Source organism: Keratinibaculum paraultunense (assembly GCF_016767175.1).
Taxonomy (GTDB): Bacteria; Bacillota; Clostridia; order Tissierellales; family Tepidimicrobiaceae; genus Keratinibaculum; species Keratinibaculum paraultunense.
This window is the reverse complement of the sequence record NZ_CP068564.1, coordinates 943,477-963,087: the sequence shown is the minus strand read 5'-3', so window position 1 is coordinate 963,087 and position 19,611 is coordinate 943,477. Positions and strand designations below refer to the sequence as shown.

The following is a 19,611-nucleotide window of genomic DNA, read 5'->3' as shown; positions in this document are numbered from 1 at the left end:
ATTTAATATATCTTTATATACTCTATATTAGGTTCAATAAATCCAGGTAAATATACTCCATTCCTTTTTATTTCATGTAAATTATAATCTAATTTTACTCTTTTATCATATAGCATTTTATCAGCATCATCTCCTAAAAGTATGCCACTAAGCATAAAATTACTATCAGATTCTATATAAATACTGCCATTATTTACAATTAATATTCCATCAAAAATCACATCAGAACATATATAAATATCTCCTTCAACATAGATAATCCCTTTTAACTCTAATATATCATTAATATTATTAGATTCAATGACCATTTTAGTACCTTTTATTTTATTATTTCTAACTAATATAAAAACTCTATCTTTAATATCTATAAGACGTTTATTTATAGATGAACTTATATTATTTCTATATAATTCAACATAAGTTCTTCTATCCATATCATTAAATATTTTTATAATTTCATAATTATCTATCTCAATTGGCATTATATCTTCCTCTAAAGTAGGAATATATATTTTTTGTTGTAAAAAGTCCATATATTCTTCATACAATTTCGCATTACCTTCTAATAAATTAGGAGATAAAATTGGTAATCCCATCTCAAACAATTGATTAATTACAGTTAAATTTGCATCAGCTTTCCTTTTTATCTTATTATAAGATGTCTGAGTCTGTAATTTTAACTTTTCCCTATTTTCTTCCTCATAAAAAAATAAATTTATTTTATTATCACTATCTCCTTCCATTAAATCTTCATCATCTAATACAATATATTCTTTATTATTATCTATAATTTTATCATTTTTTAAATACTCCTTTATCTCTGGTAAAATCAAATTATCAAAATATTTAGGATTATTAATTGCCATCAAAATTTTACCTTCTGCTACATAAAAAGCTTGAACATTATTTTGACTAGAATTCATAATCATATATTCCATTCTTGAGATATAAATTAAAAACATACTGAAAATGAAAACAATAGTTGTTAATAGTAAAAAAAAACAATAATAGATCCTTTATCCTCTTGCAATTAAAACACCTCTTATCTTATTTAATGTACAACAGGACATCTAGCGGTAATTTTTACATTAAATACTGTATTTCCTCCATAAATATTTTGAAGAATAAAAAATAGTTCTATAATATTAGAATTAAAATTAATGCTTGTCCCATCTATTGAAACAACATAATCTGCAACTTTATTATGTCCTCCAAAAGCATTTCCTATAGGATAAGATTTTGAATTTGTATTAATGGCTATCCTATAAATACTATTATTTTTTAAATAATAAGTTGAATAATTGTATTTTAATTCTTTCTCTGGAAAATAGTGAAATATCACAAAGCCTATGTTTTTATCATACTTATCACTCAATCCTTTAAAATTATCTATATTAATTATTTTATCTGCAGTTTGTATTTCTTTTTTTATATGTTCAATAGCATATTTACCATTTAAAAGTACATCGTCTTCCATATCTTCTTTTCTACAAACCATAGTTGTATACTTGAGTATAGAATAACATATTGTAGTAAGAATAGAAATAATAGCTATGGTTAAAAGTACTTCAATTAATGTAAAACCTTTTACATTAATTGAATTTGTTTTCTTTTTTTGATGGAAGTGCCATAAAAGCTTCAATAGTAACATTTTCGAGTTTCTGCTCCTTTTGAATAGATGATACGGTTACTCTTATTTTCCAAAAATTTTTTAATTTCTCTTCTTTCTGTATAATACATGTATAGCCCCAGTGATTATCATTTTTATTTAGTGGCAAGCTAATAGTATGAGATTTTTTATTTACTAATTCGTTTATTAAAGATATAGTCTGCATATCAAACAAATACTCATCTTCTTTAGTTTTATTATAATTAAAAGACTTTAATTGCTCAATAGTAGATTCTGCAATATTTATCATTTCCATTTTATTCTTTGAAAGTTGTAAATTATAAATAGATGTATTTATAATAGGATAATAAGTAACTGTCAACAATCCTAGTAAAAATAATCCAACTAATATTTCAATAAATGTGAAGCCTTTATTATTCATATATTTTTAACCTCACAAAATTTATTTAAAATATATATTTACTTTTCCAGTAGCTGGTGTAATAGCTATTTCAATCTTATTGCCATTTTTATCTTCAAGATATATAGTACCTGCTTTAATTGGTGTACCTAGATATCCAAAACTTATTTGAGTACCTAAATTTTTACTACCAATTAATCTTATTCCACTTTCAAATTCATATTTTTTTAAAGTAACTTCTATTTTATCATGTTTTTTTATAATATAACAATTCTTATTAAAGTTTAATATAACACTATAACAACATACATCTGTTATAGCTTTATTTCTTGCATATTCTATATCTTTTTTAAAAGTTTTTAATTCAAATTTTTCTTTATAGTTTAAAGCAATATTTCCTTTTAACATTGGTATAAGTAAAATTACTCCTAATATACTAATTACTAAAATTAATTCTACTAGTGTAAATCCCTTTATATTCATATCTTTTTACCTTTATTAAAATTTTATTAATATTTCCATTCATTTATCAAATATAGCATATATACTACTTCTGCTCTAGTTATACGATTATTCATGCTGTCGTAAGATTTACACCTATATCCCTTATCATATAATATTTTAGCGGAGGTGTTATACCAACGAAAGTTTTTATTATTAGTAATTCTTTGCATTACTGTTTCTACTTCTTTATAAGTAATAGGATTGTTAGGTTTAAAGGTATTATCAGAATATCCTTGGATGTAATTCTTATTTACAGCATAATTGATTACATCTTTATAGGATTTAAAAGTATTATAATCCTTAAACTTTTTAGCAGTATCATCTGATATAGATTTAATATCCCACTTATACACTTTGCTTAATATAGAAAGAAACTCTCCTCTAGACAAATCCTTATTTGGTTTAAAGGTACCATCTCCATATCCAGAAATAATACCTCTTCTTGCAAAAGCATTTATCTCATCCTTTGCCCAATGCCCCCTTATGTCATAAAAAATAGTAGCATTCTTATCAATTAAAACAACAAAGGTATTTTCCCCTTTTGAAAAAGATTTAGGTTTCAATTTAGTAACAATAAAGCCTTCTTCTATAGATGATGGCAAATAAAACCAGTTATTATCTACTAATTTATATATACCCCCTTTTTCATCTCCATAATATTCAAATTTTAACTCAATGTCTTTATTGTTATCTGCTTCAAAAGATTTATTTTTTATATCTACTTTATAAAATTCAGATGCTTTGATATATTGCTTATCTATTGAAAATAAACTATCTGGCAATATATCTATAGAAATGACAACTGGATTATAATAAGTACCTTTTTCTACATTTAAATATATAGTATTATTTAAATTAGATATTTCGCCACCAGAAGTAGGAATAGTATCTACTATGATTTTTTCAGATATAACATCTATATTTAAATTTTGAAAAGTAGTTGTATATCCCTCCATTAAACCTTCTTTATATCCGCTAATGAAGCCATCTCTGTATCTATCTGATTCTAACATAAGATTATTTTCTTTTATAATCGTATATGAATTAGTATCATGTCTTTCCCAATTATTATCTAACTTTAAATAATAATCCATTATAGCATTAGTTTCCCCAACTTTTGTACCTACAGTTTTACCATGCTCGTACCCTTCTTCATAGCTTTTTTTATGTTTTTCTGAATTCACAGTTCTATAATTGTCATTATAACTTTTCTCATATTCTCTTTTGAAACCAATTAAAAATCCCTCTCTATACTCTGAAGAATCTCTATTCAATGAATATTCCCTTATAATAACTGTATCTGAAGGTAAATTACGTTTATAATTTAATGATTTACCATCAAAATAATCTTTAACACCATAAATTTTCCCAAATATATTACCAAAATATTCACCATCCTTTATACCTTCTTCATAAGAAATTTTTATAGGCTCAAAATTAGCTTTTTTATATCCTTCTTCATATCCTTCTTTAAATTTTTCTCTAAAATTTTTTAAAAAACTATTCCTAAATTCTCCAGTTTCATTATTTAAATTATACATATCTATTATAGTTTTACTAGATGGAATTGCCCTACTCCAATTGGATTTTTTCCCATCATAAAAATCCCTATATCCATAAATTTCTCCTAAAGTTTTAGCTAAATCATCGACATATTCTATTTTTTCTTCCTTTTGTTTATCCCCTCTTCCTTTATCATCTTTACGACCAGTTTCAAGGTTATATCCAATTTCAAATCCTTGAATATAACTTTCTATTATATGCTCTTCATATTGTTCATCGTATTTCAAGCCATACTCTTCTTCAAATCTATATATTATTTCTTCATCTCTAGGTAAAAATCTATAATAAGGTGTGTCCTTATTCCCTTTAGAACCTTCTGTTTTACCATCTATAACACCTAATAAAAATGCTTTTTGCTTTATATCATCTAAATCATCACTTGCTGAATTTGCTCCATAAACAATAGAAATATTACTAATAATTAATACAAATAAAATTAAAATAGCTATTCTTTTAAATACTCTCATATATACCACCTTCCTATTTAGGTATTACTAATATTTTACCAATCCATAGATCATTATCAGATTTAATTTCATTATGCTTCATTATTAAATCCACCTTATTAGGATTACCATAATTTTTCGTACTTATCTTTCTTAAAGTATCTCCTGGCTCCACTATATAAAAAGTAAACTTTTTCATATCATTCATAGAATTAGGATATTTTGCCCCTAATTCATCTATTAATAATACTCCATAATCATCTTTATTTGTTTCTATATATATTTTTTCTAATTGTAGTGGATATAGAGATATATCCTGAGGCGGACTAGCTTCTATATACTTCCATCCAACCCAATCTATACCTTTAGATAGCTCTGTTTCTATTAGTTTTTCTCCATATTGCTCCTTTAATATATAGCCTAAAGTAGACGGTGAATAGGAATAGGAATAAACCCATATGCCAATTGATGTTGGTGGATATTTTAATATTATACTTTTATCTGTAAGATCTATATAAGCTCTATTTTCATCTTCTAATGCTAATATATTATACTCTAAACGTAAAGAATGTTTGTTAGATTTAGAATTATTAGATTTAGAAACATGTCCCTTTATATATTTATGAGATGGAATAAAATATACATCTTTTTCTTCAAAGTCCTCCAGTATTTCCTTAACAGGCTCTTCATTCGAAAAAGTTTTTCCTGGTATAGAAAAATTAGGAGAATTTGAAGTGATTTTACTATTTTTATCCATATCCTCAATAGAACTGTTATTATCAATATCAACACTTTCTTTAGTTATATTTTCATTTAAATTTTTTTGAACATATCCATCATATATTTCAAAAGGATTTAGTTTTCCTCCCTCTACTCCAATCATACTACTTGTTTCTTTAATATCTTCTATAATCCCTTCTAAAGCATACACCTTTAATAAAATATTACCAACCAATTTGCCATCTGTATCTTTATCCATAATTAAATTAGATATTAACATTTTTTTAGGACTAGAATTAATTCCATCTATGACAGATATAAGATTCTCAAATTTACATTTATAAGGAATATTTACATTTATAGTTTTTACAATTGATTCTCCAATTTGTTCTTCACTAGGTCTATCAAAATGTATGTCTAATATATCAATTTCTGTATCATTTAATATATCATTTAATAAATTTATTATTTCTGGCTGATCTATAGCAGGAAAATATTTATTATGTATTATAGCTTCTTCATTATGTAATTCCATCCATTCCTTATCTATGTTTCTTTCACTTTTAAGTAAAGTATTTATTTGAGCTATCTCTTCTTCATAAGCTAATCTCTGTTCTTTCAATTCTTCCAATTTACTGGCTTGGGGTGTAAGAACAAATCTAAAGGTTACTATAAAAATAATCACTATAATTAAAATAGTTAATAATATTTGCTCATTCTTCGTTAGAGTTCTGTTCATCTTCAGAATCTCCAGATTCTTCGTCAATGGGTTCTTCATCTGTATTCACATCCTCCTTTAGATTTATATTTAAGTTAAAAATATAATTTCCTTCTTCAAAGGAGATATTTTCTATAAATATCTCTTTAAATTCTTCTACCGTATCTAAATTTTTACCTAGTTCTGCTATAGAATACTTGTCCTTTGCAACACCAATCATTTGAATACTATCAGGATATATACCAATTGAAGTAAAAAACACATCTTTAGGCATTTTAGAAGTTATGTCCTTAATTAAATATGTAGTTATAACATCTTCTTCCTCAATAATATTATCTATAGATTTTAACTTTTCTAATGACTGTTTGAATTTCTCTATTTCCTCCTTTTTATTTTTTATATCTTCCACCTTTTTATTTATCTTTTCATCATTAATAGTTGCTTCCAATTTTTCTATATCCTTGTTGATTTGCCTAATTTTTATTTGGCTAAATATAGTATAAGAAAGTACAAAAGATGCAAATAATGCACCAAGTATTATATATATATACTTTCTGTTTATACTCAACTTCTTTTTTTCTAAATAAGGTTCGAAAAAATTCAAATCTTTCATGGCTACACCTCTAATCTAATTATAGATCCTATGGAATTTATATATTTACTCATATTTCCTGAAAAAACTATATTATCAAAAGATTCAACTTTTATAGTGGGGATATCAAAATAGTTTGAAAACAAGCTAGGTAAACCACCAATATTAGCTCCTCCACCATATAATAATATGATATTAATTTTATTGTCTACTTCCCTAGATAAATAATAACGAAATACAATATCTATTCTATCGTTTAAATTTTCAATAGAGTTTCTAACAATATTTACTAATCTATTGTAATCATCATATTTTTCTTCTATACGACTAATATCCACTATTTCTAATTTTTTTTCTTCTAATTCCTCAAATGTATAATTAAAAAAATTTAAAATATTTTGATCTATATGTTTCATTCCCATTTCTATAATCCTACTTACTATTATTACTCCATTTTGTATTATAGAAACTTTTGTATTATTATATCCTAGATCTATTGCAGCAAAAGTTATGTTTTCTGTAGGATAAGTGTTATTTACAAAGGAATTGGTTTTAATAACTTTAGCAATAGAATTAGGTTGATAATCCAAAACTAATGGATTTAAATCCAAATCTTTAATTAATTGAAAATGACATTCTATTATATCCTGTGGAACTGCTATAAGAAGTACATTTAATTTCTCAACATTATCTTGGTACATATTATCAATAATTTTATACTGTACCACATAGTCTTTTGACTCCGTCGGGATATACTCTTCAATTTGAAACTTTAATATATTTTCTATTTCTTCCTCCTCCACTTTAGGAATAGTTACTTCCCTGGTTATTATTGAAGAACTGTTTATAGTAAGATAAACATCCTTAGTTCTTATTTTTTTGTTTTTAATTTTCTCATTCAATACATAATAAATTAAATCCTTGTCCAATATTTCTCCATCCATATAAGCATCTTCAGGAGTTAGTATAGAAAAGTGATTGTCTACTTTAACACCATTTTTAGTTTCTTTTCCTTCAACTACTTTTATTTCATAAGAACCTATATCAATAGATAAAACCTTTTTTTTAGGAAAAATTGTTTTTAAATTCAATAATCATCGCCCCCTATTATTTCTCTTTTACATGCTCATCTACTTCTTTCCAATCATGAATTTCCCACCCCACATTTATTGGTTCTAATATATGAGGAGGATAATCATAAAACATACGAGGATCATGAGCATATCTTTTGTTGTAGCCTGATGTATTTATAATGCCTACAGCTTTTCTTTCCCATTGAGTAATATTACCCCAAAGGGTAATGTTTCCTTTTTTTGTATATATTGGTCCCCACCAATTATATTCATCCGGCACATCATAAGCTTCATAACCAAAACCTCCATTTACTGCAAATAGAGAAGCATGAATAGTCATATTTTCAGGAGCTACATCATAAATAAAACTTTCCTTTAACCAGTTCCCCAAAATTCTCTTTCTCCATTTATAATTCCAATAAGGCTTATTATAATAATCTTCTTCCCCCTCCATGTATCTAGGCCAGCCATAATGAAGTATCATTATATCATTTTGTGCTATTAATCCTAGCATATCATCACCTTTGGCATATCTTGTCCATATTCCTTTATTTTCATCCCAGCAAGATAGATTCTCTGGTGAAAAAGTGGTATTTGAATATGTGATACCATAAGGAATACCATCTTTAGAACTACCCTTTGGATAGGTTTCAGGAGGATTTCTATGGTTTTTATCCTCTTCATCATACCAATAGGTAGGATCTGTTGCAGTAATATATATATTATTAGCAGAAGCTATAGTTAACTTTCCTTTTAATTTACCAGAAATAAATATATTTCCAGCATCTAAATCAAATTTATTATCTTTCCAGTTTTCCTTATTATCTACATATATAACTTTGTTTTTTATATTTGAAATAGGTATTGTCTCTATTTCTTCTAGTTTAGCATTTCCATTTCTAATTTTTATTTTATCTCCATCTAAATATATACATGTTCTTCCATAAAAAACCATATCATCTTTTTCAGCCCATTCTTTTAACCTACTATTACTTTTAGGAAATTCTAATCCACCTTCTAAAAATTCTGGTTGTTTAGGTTCTTTTACTTTAAAATCTGGATTATATTCAGTTCCCTTCTTGAGCTTTCCACTGTAAGAAACAGTATCATAAAAGATTGGATGTTTTTGTATATAAAGATCTCCATTGGTATGATAAGGACCATGACACTCATCTCCAGTAGTCCACCAAATGTTTTCCCCATCACTATTACTTACATAAACATGATGGACAAATTGTTTTTTCCTTATTTTAGCTGCTACAGTTCTTTTTATATCAGGATTATCATCAGTCCAACCAGTAGATTTTATAGTAACAAATCTATCTTTATCACTAGGTTTAGTAACATCTAACATATAATAGCCTTCTTGATATTTAATTGGTACATTCATCATTTTTTCATGTCTTTCTGTACCATAAAAATTTACATCATCATTTAAATGCCATAAATAATCATTATATCCTGCTTCTGCATATTCTAGAGCTTTTTTGGAACTATCATCCCTATAATTAAATTTAGCTTGACTGGAGGTCATAAATAATGTGGTAATTCCAAAGACAATTAAAAGCATTAAAGCCAATAAAACCACAGGTAAAGTTATACCTCTATTGTCTTTTATATACATAAATATTCACCTCCATCATTCAAATTTACTTCTACTTTTAGATACTAAGTAAGTATCTATTTCTATAGGGGCACTATCTTTTCCAGTATCAATTTTTATAGTCATTCTCACCTTTACCCTATGGTCTTCTCCTTCTTGAAGATTTCGTATCTCCTTTAAAGATTCTACTTCTCCAAAAATATCATCATTTATTATATTGGATAAAACCACTTTTTCGTTTTTAAATGTATTTTTAAATTCATATGGATAGCTATCATTAGTAGCTTCTTTTTCATATTTTTTTAATTTATCATTTTCTAATTTATATATTATTAATTTTGGTTTTCCTTTATTTGTAGTTGTATATATATGAAGTTCCTGTTCATTCACTCTATAAATAGGTCCTATATTTTCATCTTCTACAGCTTTTTTTGCTTCATTTGCTTCCTTTTTTATTTCATTTAAAAAAATTCGTACATCTTCGGAAGTATTAAAACTACTATTCACAAATCCAAAACTATTTAAAGAAATAAATATTAAATTATAAGATACTAAAAATATTATAGCAACTAATGATACTATAATCATTAATTCTACTAAAGTAAATCCTTTTTCCCACTTAAATATTTTCATATTATCAGTCCTCATTATTTTCTAAGGTGAGAATAGCTGTACATTTATCTTCTTCGTTTTTAACTAATCTCATATTATGACTTTCCTTTATTTCTACTATTTCAAAAGTAAGCTTATCACTTTCAAATTCAATGGGATTCGTAAATGTAATTGTTACTTTTTTGTCCTCTTGTGTTAATATATTTCCATCATCACCTTTTTCTGCTATTATTATCTCTTCTTGACCATTTATAGAAAATGCCATACTTTCAATATCTATTATACTTGAAGTAAAATAGATATTGATTTCTGTTATTTTCCCTTCTTCACATTTAAATGTTCCTTCTTCAATTAAACCAAATCCTAATTCTAACTCTTTATAAGTAGGTTCATAAATATCTAAAAGTTTAAATTTTCCATCCCAAATAGTACCATCTTTGTCTACTAGAAAATAAGTATCTTTATTATCTTCTTCACCATGACATATTTCATATTCATATTCCCATAATCTCCAAAATTTTAAATTTCCTATATTTTCTATGGTAGTTGCAATTTTTAAATAATCATCTGAGGATACACCTTCTGGTGGATCAATTTTAGGTCCTATAGAAATTTTAAAGTTGGGGTAATTGCTGTTTTCAGGAAATTTTATATATCCTGGAAAATCAATAAAAAAACTAATTTCTGGATAAGTAATTTCTTCACCACTTTTTCTCCAGTCCTTTACCTCAACAGTTTCTTCATATATCCATTGAGATTTTGAGTTGTCTACATCCTTTGGCTTTGCTATTATATCTTCACCTTTTCTTATCCAAGAAATAGGTTTTACAATATACTCTCTTGCACTTAAATTTGCAAAAAAAGCTTTACCTTCCATGTTTGAATATGCTATTTTACCATTGTCTAATTGTACTTTTACTCCATCAACTGGAGTATTAGCATCTCTAAAAAAGGTATATACTGTTAATTGTCCTGGCTCTTTAGGATCTCTTTCACCTTCTCTTGTAACCATTGTTTCTAATATTGAATATCTTTTTGTATTTCCAGAATATAAATCCTTAGCTTCTACAATTACATCTATACCTTTAAGAGCATCAGGAATAGGTTCTCCAGTGGTGGATTTTCTGCCTACCCAATATATATTAGTATATACTCTATACTCTACTCCTTCAATTTCAACTATTTCATGCTCATTCATATATTTATCTTCTTCTATTTCTCCTTTAGGATCATAACCTAGTTTATTTAAGCCTAATTTTTCATAGTCATAGGACTTTAGCCACTCTATTTGAGAATTAGCTAAATTTAAAGCATTTAATTTTATACTATTCCATTTAGCATATTTTACACTATACATTGACATGGGAAGTATGGATATGGCTATTATACCAAGTAATGTAATGGATAATATAACTTCAATTAAAGTCATACCTTTTTTATTAAATTGATTCATAATAAAGCACCCCTAATAAACATACTACTATACCACAACAATAAATTATCTCCCCAAAATATAGTTATTATAAAAGCAATACATATAAAAGGTCCAAAAGGAATAGGATCTTTCATTCCCTTTATTTTAAATAATAATAAAAGTATAGATATAATTGCACCAAGCACAAAGGATAAAAATATGGTTAAAATAATTTTTTTTACTCCTAATATAAAACCCAACACTCCTATTAATTTCATATCTCCGCCACCAATACCACCTTTAGAAATAATAATAATTAATAAAAATAATCCACTAGATACAATTAGACCTAATAAACTATTTATTAAGTCTAGTTGTATATTATGTAGTATAAATTGTAAAAGTTTATATGTTATACTTGAAATTAAAATCAGTATATTTAAGCCATTAGGTATAATTTGATAATATAAATCAATAAAAAATATAACTATTAATATACTAAATATAATTCCATAAAATATAAAATCTAAATTAAAACCAAAATTATAATAAAGGATTAAATATAATATGCCATTTAAAAATTCAACTATAGGATATTGTAGGGAGATTTTCTCCCCACAATATCTACATTTTCCCTTTTGGATTATAAAGCTAATAATGGGAATTAAATCATACCATTTTAAAGGAGTGCCACAACTAGTACAATGAGATGATGGAAATATAATAGACTCCCCCTTAGGTATTCTGTATATACACACATTTAGAAAAGAACCTATAATAACTCCTAATAAAAATATTATAATATACATATGTAGCCTCCTTTATGGTATATTTGATTTGACTTAGTCAGATGGTGTTGATGTTCCATTTTCTTTACTTCCTATTTCTTTTATTGTTCCATCTTCTCCAATCTCAGCTTTTTTAGGTGTAACTGTTATTGTACCATCTTCTTTAATCTCAACTGTATAGGTATCTTTCCCTTGCCCTAATGCACTTGCTACACTCTTTGGTACTGTTGGCCATTCTTGTAGGTATTTTTCCCAACTATCATCTGTTGGCCATGTAACCAACTCACTTGGCACACCTTCCTCTGCTATATACATAGTTGCTGCTGATTCAAGGGTTCTAACATTGGCATTGTGTGCTGCTACATCAGCTTCTTTTGTCTGTCCAGTTACTTTTGGAACAACTATAAGGGCTAGTACTGCTATTATAGCTATAACCACTATTAATTCAATTAGTGTAAATCCCTTGTTGTCCTCTTTAATCTTTTTTAAAATCCATTGAAACATACATACTCCTCCTTATTTTAAAAATTAATATATTTGACATAGTATATATAATTTAAGCTATTGATTCCCCCTTTCATTATTATATTAAAAATAGTTTATTTTGATATTAAAAAAGCTGCATAAACATATGAAATCTTTGGTTTATGCAGCTGAACTGTCATGATTACTAGATAGTAACTTTAGACTCTAGCTTTGCGTCCCTATCTTTCGATAGGTTTGCCCTCAATATTTGTTTTAAACATTTTAACATATATTGGCTATTTTGTCCATATAATTTTCAATTAAATCGTATCATATATATCAAACATTGGCATAGCAATAGATATAACTATAAAACCTATGACTATTCCCATGAATACTATAAGTATTGGCTCTAATAATGTGGTCATCCTTTCCATAGAGTTTTCTACTTCTTCATCATAAAAATCTGCCGTTTTATATAGTATATCATCTAATGCTCCTGATTCTTCTCCTATACCTATCATAGAATCCACCATAGGAGGAAATATTTCAATATCTCTTATTGTTTTAGACATGGGTACACCTTTTCTAATATCTTCTTTGGCTAATTGAAGTTTATCACCTACTACTTTATTATCTACAACTTTAGATACTACATCTAATGCTTGTAACAATGGTATTCCGCTTGATAACAGCGTAGACAAGGTTCTGGTAAATCTAGAAGTAATTATTTTTATATTCATATTTTTTATTCCTGGAAACATAATTTTTAAATTATCAAAAAATCTTCTACCTTCTTCAGTTTTTCTTAAAATCATAATCCCAAATATAAAAATTAAAGCTATGCCTATAAATAAATACCAGTAGTTTTTTAACCAATTACTTATTGTAAGTAATATTCTAGTTGGAGTAGGAAGTGCTGTGCCACTTTCATCAAACATGCTTATAAATGTTGGCATCACTACAACTAACAAAAATATTACCACTGAAATAGCCACTATACTTAAAATTGCAGGATACATAAAAGCATTCTTTATTTTATTTTCAATGTTAAACTCCTTTTCATAATGGATAGCCATCCTTTCCATTATAACATCTAAATTACCGCTAACTTCTCCAGCTTCTACCATGTTTATTAACAAATTAGGAAATACTTTTTCATGCTTTTTCATTGCTTCTGATAAACTCAGTCCTTTTTGAACATCCTCATAAACTATATCTATAGTCTGTTTAAGAGTTTTGTTTTCCGTTTGCCTTTTTAATATATCTAAAGCTTCAACTACACCAATTCCTGCATCTAACATAGTATAAAATTGTCTACAAAATACTGCTATATCTTTTTTAGTAACCTTTTTTAAAAATAAACTAGTGCTTATATCTGCTGAAATTTCTTCCTCAATATTTACTGGAAAATATTTATTATTTTTCAGCATATTTACAACTTCTTCTTCAGTTTGAGCTTCATGGTAGCCTTCTATCACTTGCCCATTTTCTGATACAGCCCTATATTTAAAATTTCTCATAAAAACACCTCTTTAAAAAGCATATCTTTTTACCATATCTTGATTTATTGCCTGAGAAAGTAATGTATCCTTAGAAATAATTCCTTTTTGGTACAATTCCAATAGAGAATGATCCATAGTCTGCATTCCTTGTTTTCTGCTAGTTTGTATTATTGTATCTATTTGATGTATTTTCCCTTCTCTTATTAAATTCCTAATGGCAGGAGTAGCAACCATAACTTCAAATGCGGCTACTCTACCACTTCCATTTGCCTTAGGCAATAGTTGTTGAGAAATAATAGCTTGCAATACAGATGCTAATTGAACTCTTATTTGTTGCTGCTGATGTGGTGGAAAAACATCTATTATTCTATCTATAGTTTTAGCTGCTCCAATTGTATGTAATGTAGAAAGGACTAAATGACCTGTTTCTGCTGCTGTAAGGGTAGTACTCATAGTTTCTAAATCTCTCATCTCTCCTACTAAAATTACATCAGGGTCCTGCCTAAGAGCTGACCTTAATGCGTTAGCAAAGTTACTTGAATCTGTACCTATTTCTCTTTGATTTATCATACTTTTATTATGTTTGTGTAAATATTCTATAGGATCTTCTAATGTTAATATATGATAATTCTTTTCATTGTTTATTAAATCTATGATGGATGCTAAAGTCGTAGATTTTCCACTACCTGTTGGTCCAGTTACTAGTATTAACCCCCTAGGAAGTCTTGCTAAATTTTTTACTATTTGAGGCAACCCAAGTTCTTCCATGGTGGGTATTTTAAAAGGTATGACGCGAAGAGCTATTGCATAACTACCCCTTTGTTTATATATATTCACACGAAAACGACTAATACCTGGTTTAGCATAAGAGATATCAATTTCTCCTTTAACTTTTAACTCTTCAAATTGTTCTTCATCTAAAATTTCTTTAACCATTTTTTCTACATCTTTTGGCAATAATTTATTGGCATTAAAATATTTTAACATCCCATCTATTCTAAATACTGGAGGTATTCCTACTGTAATATGGATATCAGATGCATTATTTTCTATAGCATATTCAATTAAGTCTATTAATTCCACATGCAAGCCCTCCTTACCCCAGTGTATATCCTGCTTTTAATACTTCTTCAACAGTGGTATAACCGTTTAACGCTAAATTTACAGCATCTTCCAATAAGCTTATCATTCCTTGTTCTCTTGCAGCTACCTTTAATTCATCTAAATGCCCACCAGTATCTATTAATCTTCTTATATTTTCATTTACAATCATAACTTCATGTACAGCTCTTCTGCCTTTATATCCATTATTGCATTTATTACATCCATTTGGTTTATATAAAGTAATTTCTTTGTCTGTATCTAATCCTAATAAGGATTTTTCTGAATAACTTGCCTTATAAGGCACTTTGCAATCAGAACATAGTTCTTTTACTAATCTTTGAGAAACCACACCAATGACTGCAGAAGAAACTAAGTAAGGTTCTATTCCCATGTCTATCAATCTTATAATTGAAGAGGCACAATCATTAGTATGTAGTGTAGATAAAACTAAATGTCCTGTAATAGCTGCTCGTACAGCTATTTCAGCTGTTTCAGAATCCCTAATTTCTCCTACCATAATAATATCTGGATCTTGCCTTAATATGGATCTTAAGCCAGATGCAAATGTAAGTCCTGCTTTGGGATTTACTTGTACCTGATTTATTCCTTCTAATTTATACTCTACTGGATCTTCTATAGTAACTATATTTTTTTCAATTTTATTCAACTCTTTTAATGTTGCATATAAAGTTGTAGTTTTACCACTGCCTGTTGGACCCGTTACCAAAATAATACCATAAGGTTGCCTTAAAATTTTATCAAAAACTTTTAAGTTCCTTTCATTAAATCCTAATTTATCTTTAGAAAACATGAAATTTGATCTTTCTAATAATCTTAATACAATTTTTTCTCCATAAACTGTAGGTATAGTAGATATACGAATGTCTATTTCTTTTCCATTTATTTTAGCTTCTGCTCTACCATCTTGAGGAACTCTTTTTTCTGCAATATTCATCTTCCCCATAATTTTAATTCTAGTAACTAAAGCAGAAAGTGAAAAGCTTGAAAGTTGTATAATTTCATGCAAATCTCCATCTACTCTAAATCTTATACGAATATTTTTAGCATAGGGTTCTATATGTATATCACTAGCTCTCATATCCACAGCTTGTTGGATAATTGAGTTAATTAATTTTACTATAGGTGCTGAAGCTATTTCTAGTAATTCGTCTTCTTCTATTTTGTCTCTATTATCAAATTCGTAAGAATTTTTAAATTCTTTTAGCATTTTTTCAGTAGACTCTTTAATATAAAATTTATCTATATTTTTTAAAATAATCTCTTTAGATGCTATTACTGGTTGAATTTCCAATTTTGTAAACATTTTTATATCATCTATTGCAAATATATTTAATGGATCAGCCATAGCTACTATTAAATAATCTCCTTTTTTATCTATAGCTATTAATTCATGACGTCTAGCAATATTTTCAGGAATTGTCGAAACTATATCTGGATTAATAGTATATTTATCCAAATCTACATGAGGAATTCCCAATTGAAACTCCAACACTTCAATAATATCATTATTTGTAATATATCCTTCTTCAACTAGTATTTCACCCAGTTTCCGTCCATCTTCTTTTTGTTTTTCTAAAGCATCATTTAACTGTTCTTTTGTTATTTTTCCAGAGTATAGTAATAATTCACCTAATTTTAGATTAGAAGTTTTCATATAAAAAACCATCCTTTTCATTATATATAAAACTATAAAACGAATAAAATAAAAATAAATTAATAATATTTACTATTTATATTATACTAAGTTTATTCTACATATTTTTCTAAAATCCTTCTTATTTTATAAAAATAATTATAAATATTATAATTTTCATCTTCTAACCATATTTGTTGACTATACAGTCCTTGATTTATAAGCATATTCAGTCCATCTATTGTTTTATATCCTTTATTTTCAGCTAATTTTAATAATTTGGTTTTCTTTGGTTTATATACAATATCATATACTATCAAGTTTTGAGAAAATCCATCCAGTTTAATAGGCAATTCATCTATGTTAGGATACATTCCTATAGACGTGCAATTGACTACCATGTGAATATTTTTCTTATCAACTTTTTTTAAATCTAATCTCCCATAATCAATTAAAACTCTTGGAAATTGATACTTTAGTTTTTGAGATAATTTTTTTGCTTTTTCTAAAGTTCTATTGCTAATAAATATACTATTTACTTCAGCTAAAGCCAAAGAAGTTGCAATAGCTTTAGCTGCACCCCCAGCTCCTAAAATTAATATATTTTTTCCTTTCACATCTATGTTCATAAGTTCTAAAGATTTTATAAATCCTGCACCATCAGTATTGTAGCCTATAAGCTTATTATCTATATTTTTTACAGTATTTACAGCTCCAATTAATTTAGCTTCTTCTGAGATTTTGTCTAAATAATTTATTATGATGGTTTTATGAGGTATAGTCACATTAAAACCCTTTATTTTTAAAATTTTAATTGCTTCAATTATGGTATATAAATCTTTTTCTTCTACATCAAAAGCTAAATAGATATTGTTTTTATCTATTAATTTATAAAAATTATTGTGAATTACAGGGGATAAAGTTTTAGATATTGGATGACCTATTAAACAATAAATTTGAGTATTCCAATTTATATTCATTTTATTTATTCCTTTCTACTCTATTGTTTTTTAACATTATATTTTGTCTTATATTTATAATAACATAATTTTTATAATTTTTTGTAAAATTTTTGAAATTATAAACTAACTTATGGTTTTAAATGAAAATTAATTGTAATTTATTTATTATCTGTTATGATAACATCTGTTATGATAATATTATTCCTTGTTTATACATATAATTAAAAAATTAGTCTAAATAAAAAGAAAATAAATAGTCAAAATATATATAGGAGGTGAAACTTTTGAAAAAGAATAAGTTTTTCATTTTAATGTTTACTTTAATTTTAATTGCTTCTACTATCGGTTGTACTTCTAATAAGTTTCGACAGCCAATAGGAACTGAAACAAAAATAGGAGATAATATTACAAAAAAAGGTGTAAAGCGGGATAATGTAAATACAAAAGGTATTGTCAAAAAAGATATTAATAAAGATGTACGACAAAATCAGGTTCTACCTGGTCCAAATACTGCAACAGATATAACTAAAAGAAATAATTTATCTACGCCAGACGATATGGCTAAAAAAGCAGCTAATATAGCAGAAAAAATAACCAATTTAAAAGAAATAAATAGTGCTTCGGTTTTAATAAGTGGTAATAGTTGTATAGTAGGTGTGGATATAAAAAATAATATTGAAGGAAAAATGACTACGGATTTGAAGCAGAAAATTGAGAGGATTGTTCGAAACACAGATAATAGTATAAAATATGTCAGCATTACAGCTGATCCAGATCTTTATACTAGGATTAGAAATATGGCAGCAGATATAGCTAATGGAAGACCTATATCAGGTTTTGCAAATGAATTTGAAGAAATATTAAGAAGGATTACTCCTGTTAAATAAATCCGGGTTTTCCCGGATTTATTATCATATTAATTAATTATTGTATAAGAAAGGGAATGCTATGAATATTAAAAAAGTATATCAATATATATGCATTTGTATTGTAATACTTGTCTTATTTACAACAAGCAATATAAAATTTAAGTATAATGAAGCTATGGCCAATAATAATTATGGTATGATAATAAAAAAAGGAACTGAAAATAAAAAAGTTGTCGCTTTAACCTTTGATGATGGTCCACATCCTATATACACTGAACAAATATTAGATATACTGGATGAGTATGATGTAAAAGCTACTTTTTTCGTGTTAGGAATGTTAGCTGAAACTTATCCTCATGTTATTGAAAGGCAATGGGCAGAAGGGCATGAAATAGGAAATCACACATATTCTCATATAGATGCAAAAAAAGCTAGTAGGGAAAAATTATTAGAAGAATATAAAAAAACTCAAGATATAATATATTCTATAACTAAACATAAACCTAAAATATTTAGACCTCCCTACGGATCTTTTGACAATAAAGTTATAGAAATGATTGAAGAAGATAACGCAGTAGTAGTTCTTTGGTCTGCAAATCAAGATTCAAAAGATTGGAAAAATCCTGAAGTAAAAGAAATTGTTACTAATACCCTTTCAAATATAGAAAATGGAGATATTATACTATTTCATGACTATGTATATTATGATGAAAGCCATACTGTAGAAGCTTTAAAGAAAATTATACCTGAATTAAAAAACAGAGGATATGAGTTTGTTACCCTTTCTCAACTTTTAAATATACCTTTAAAATAGTTACAAATAATAGACCCGGATATCCGGGTCTATTATTTGTAACTATTCTTGCTAAAATACATATTATATATTAGGCACGATAAAATTATTTTATTAAATAAATTTTTTCTAATTTTACTAATGATTTATAACTAATAATATTATAAAACCATGTTTTAAAAGCTTTTAAGTGTAA

Annotated in this window: 19 protein-coding genes and 1 riboswitch; of the genes, 2 read left to right on the top strand and 17 right to left on the bottom strand. The window is 26.8% G+C overall.

Annotated elements, in window-relative coordinates:
- Positions 1-2: 2 nt before the first annotated feature.
- From JL105_RS04685 to aroE, 17 genes are all read right to left on the bottom strand, one after another.
- The gene (locus JL105_RS04685; RefSeq protein ID WP_132026100.1) at positions 3-929 is read right to left on the bottom strand and encodes a hypothetical protein; all 927 of its coding nucleotides are present in this window, start codon (positions 927-929) and stop codon (positions 3-5) included.
- Positions 930-1,051: 122 nt separating this feature from the next.
- Positions 1,052-1,651 (bottom strand): prepilin-type N-terminal cleavage/methylation domain-containing protein, encoded by a 600-nt coding sequence (locus JL105_RS04680; protein WP_132026098.1) that lies wholly within the window; start codon positions 1,649-1,651, stop codon positions 1,052-1,054.
- The gene (locus tag JL105_RS04675; RefSeq protein WP_132026096.1) at positions 1,593-2,051 is read right to left on the bottom strand and encodes a prepilin-type N-terminal cleavage/methylation domain-containing protein; all 459 of its coding nucleotides are present in this window, start codon (positions 2,049-2,051) and stop codon (positions 1,593-1,595) included. The genes JL105_RS04680 and JL105_RS04675 overlap by 59 nt, the downstream gene beginning before the upstream one ends.
- A gap of 21 nt (positions 2,052-2,072) precedes the next feature.
- Complete coding sequence (locus JL105_RS04670) at positions 2,073-2,513, bottom strand: prepilin-type N-terminal cleavage/methylation domain-containing protein (protein ID WP_132026094.1); 441 nt, start codon at positions 2,511-2,513, stop codon at positions 2,073-2,075.
- Positions 2,514-2,539: 26 nt separating this feature from the next.
- Entirely contained in the window at positions 2,540-4,564 is a 2,025-nt protein-coding gene (locus JL105_RS04665; RefSeq protein ID WP_132026092.1) for an S-layer homology domain-containing protein, read from the bottom strand.
- A 13-nt stretch (positions 4,565-4,577) separates the two neighbouring features.
- Entirely contained in the window at positions 4,578-6,002 is a 1,425-nt protein-coding gene (locus tag JL105_RS04660; protein WP_158279976.1) for a LysM peptidoglycan-binding domain-containing protein, read from the bottom strand.
- On the bottom strand, positions 5,977-6,594 hold the full coding sequence (locus tag JL105_RS04655; RefSeq protein WP_132026088.1) for a PilN domain-containing protein: 618 nt from the start codon (positions 6,592-6,594) through the stop codon (positions 5,977-5,979). The genes JL105_RS04660 and JL105_RS04655 overlap by 26 nt, the downstream gene beginning before the upstream one ends.
- Before the next feature lie 2 nt (positions 6,595-6,596).
- Complete coding sequence (gene pilM, locus JL105_RS04650) at positions 6,597-7,664, bottom strand: type IV pilus assembly protein PilM (RefSeq protein WP_132026086.1); 1,068 nt, start codon at positions 7,662-7,664, stop codon at positions 6,597-6,599.
- 16 nt (positions 7,665-7,680) lie between these two features.
- Positions 7,681-9,270 (bottom strand): pilus assembly PilX N-terminal domain-containing protein, encoded by a 1,590-nt coding sequence (locus JL105_RS04645; protein WP_132026083.1) that lies wholly within the window; start codon positions 9,268-9,270, stop codon positions 7,681-7,683.
- Positions 9,271-9,285: 15 nt separating this feature from the next.
- Positions 9,286-9,882, bottom strand: coding sequence for a prepilin-type N-terminal cleavage/methylation domain-containing protein (locus JL105_RS04640; RefSeq protein WP_158279975.1), 597 nt, complete (start codon positions 9,880-9,882; stop codon positions 9,286-9,288).
- Positions 9,883-9,886: 4 nt separating this feature from the next.
- Positions 9,887-11,314 (bottom strand): type IV pilus modification PilV family protein, encoded by a 1,428-nt coding sequence (locus JL105_RS04635; protein ID WP_132026079.1) that lies wholly within the window; start codon positions 11,312-11,314, stop codon positions 9,887-9,889.
- Positions 11,311-12,084 carry a prepilin peptidase gene (locus JL105_RS04630; protein ID WP_132026077.1) on the bottom strand — a complete coding sequence of 258 codons (774 nt, stop codon included), beginning with the start codon at positions 12,082-12,084 and terminating at the stop codon, positions 11,311-11,313. Before JL105_RS04630 ends, JL105_RS04635 begins: the two co-directional genes overlap by 4 nt.
- Before the next feature lie 33 nt (positions 12,085-12,117).
- A complete protein-coding gene (locus JL105_RS04625; RefSeq protein WP_132026075.1) occupies positions 12,118-12,567 on the bottom strand; it encodes a type II secretion system protein in 450 nt (149 codons plus the stop codon).
- A 141-nt stretch (positions 12,568-12,708) separates the two neighbouring features.
- A riboswitch (cyclic di-GMP riboswitch) is annotated at positions 12,709-12,798 on the bottom strand.
- A 50-nt stretch (positions 12,799-12,848) separates the two neighbouring features.
- Positions 12,849-14,051 (bottom strand): type II secretion system F family protein, encoded by a 1,203-nt coding sequence (locus tag JL105_RS04620; protein ID WP_132026073.1) that lies wholly within the window; start codon positions 14,049-14,051, stop codon positions 12,849-12,851.
- Positions 14,052-14,063: 12 nt separating this feature from the next.
- Positions 14,064-15,116 carry a type IV pilus twitching motility protein PilT gene (locus JL105_RS04615; RefSeq protein ID WP_132026071.1) on the bottom strand — a complete coding sequence of 351 codons (1,053 nt, stop codon included), beginning with the start codon at positions 15,114-15,116 and terminating at the stop codon, positions 14,064-14,066.
- A gap of 13 nt (positions 15,117-15,129) precedes the next feature.
- A complete protein-coding gene (locus JL105_RS04610) occupies positions 15,130-16,812 on the bottom strand; it encodes a GspE/PulE family protein (RefSeq protein WP_132026069.1) in 1,683 nt (560 codons plus the stop codon).
- Between the two features lie 92 nt (positions 16,813-16,904).
- Positions 16,905-17,771, bottom strand: a complete 867-nt coding sequence (gene aroE / locus JL105_RS04605; protein WP_132026067.1) for a shikimate dehydrogenase — start codon at positions 17,769-17,771, stop codon at positions 16,905-16,907.
- 266 nt (positions 17,772-18,037) lie between these two features.
- Here aroE and JL105_RS04600 point away from each other — a divergent pair, with 266 nt between their 5' ends.
- Together JL105_RS04600 and JL105_RS04595 are read left to right on the top strand one after the other, a co-directional pair.
- Complete coding sequence (locus JL105_RS04600; RefSeq protein WP_132026065.1) at positions 18,038-18,640, top strand: YhcN/YlaJ family sporulation lipoprotein; 603 nt, start codon at positions 18,038-18,040, stop codon at positions 18,638-18,640.
- Positions 18,641-18,701: 61 nt separating this feature from the next.
- Positions 18,702-19,436: a polysaccharide deacetylase family protein gene (locus JL105_RS04595; RefSeq protein WP_237722309.1), complete on the top strand. Its 735-nt coding sequence runs from the start codon at positions 18,702-18,704 to the stop codon at positions 19,434-19,436.
- Positions 19,437-19,611 lie beyond the last annotated feature (175 nt).

Excerpts from the sequence above, each read along its gene's own strand:
- JL105_RS04635 (WP_132026079.1), bottom strand. The coding sequence starts at position 11,314 with ATGAATCAATTTAATAAAAAAGGTATGACTTTAATTGAAGTTATATTA.
- JL105_RS04665 (WP_132026092.1), bottom strand. The coding sequence starts at position 4,564 with ATGAGAGTATTTAAAAGAATAGCTATTTTAATTTTATTTGTATTAATT.
- JL105_RS04625 (WP_132026075.1), bottom strand. The coding sequence starts at position 12,567 with ATGTTTCAATGGATTTTAAAAAAGATTAAAGAGGACAACAAGGGATTT.
- JL105_RS04640 (WP_158279975.1), bottom strand. The coding sequence starts at position 9,882 with ATGAAAATATTTAAGTGGGAAAAAGGATTTACTTTAGTAGAATTAATG.
- JL105_RS04630 (WP_132026077.1), bottom strand. The coding sequence starts at position 12,084 with ATGTATATTATAATATTTTTATTAGGAGTTATTATAGGTTCTTTTCTA.
- JL105_RS04675 (WP_132026096.1), bottom strand. The coding sequence starts at position 2,051 with ATGAATAATAAAGGCTTCACATTTATTGAAATATTAGTTGGATTATTT.
- JL105_RS04595 (WP_237722309.1), top strand. The coding sequence starts at position 18,702 with ATGAATATTAAAAAAGTATATCAATATATATGCATTTGTATTGTAATA.
- JL105_RS04670 (WP_132026094.1), bottom strand. The coding sequence starts at position 2,513 with ATGAATATAAAGGGATTTACACTAGTAGAATTAATTTTAGTAATTAGT.
- JL105_RS04685 (WP_132026100.1), bottom strand. The coding sequence starts at position 929 with ATGATTATGAATTCTAGTCAAAATAATGTTCAAGCTTTTTATGTAGCA.
- JL105_RS04655 (WP_132026088.1), bottom strand. The coding sequence starts at position 6,594 with ATGAAAGATTTGAATTTTTTCGAACCTTATTTAGAAAAAAAGAAGTTG.
- JL105_RS04680 (WP_132026098.1), bottom strand. The coding sequence starts at position 1,651 with ATGTTACTATTGAAGCTTTTATGGCACTTCCATCAAAAAAAGAAAACA.
- JL105_RS04660 (WP_158279976.1), bottom strand. The coding sequence starts at position 6,002 with ATGAACAGAACTCTAACGAAGAATGAGCAAATATTATTAACTATTTTA.
- JL105_RS04645 (WP_132026083.1), bottom strand. The coding sequence starts at position 9,270 with ATGTATATAAAAGACAATAGAGGTATAACTTTACCTGTGGTTTTATTG.
- JL105_RS04620 (WP_132026073.1), bottom strand. The coding sequence starts at position 14,051 with ATGAGAAATTTTAAATATAGGGCTGTATCAGAAAATGGGCAAGTGATA.
- aroE (WP_132026067.1), bottom strand. The coding sequence starts at position 17,771 with ATGAATATAAATTGGAATACTCAAATTTATTGTTTAATAGGTCATCCA.
- JL105_RS04610 (WP_132026069.1), bottom strand. The coding sequence starts at position 16,812 with ATGAAAACTTCTAATCTAAAATTAGGTGAATTATTACTATACTCTGGA.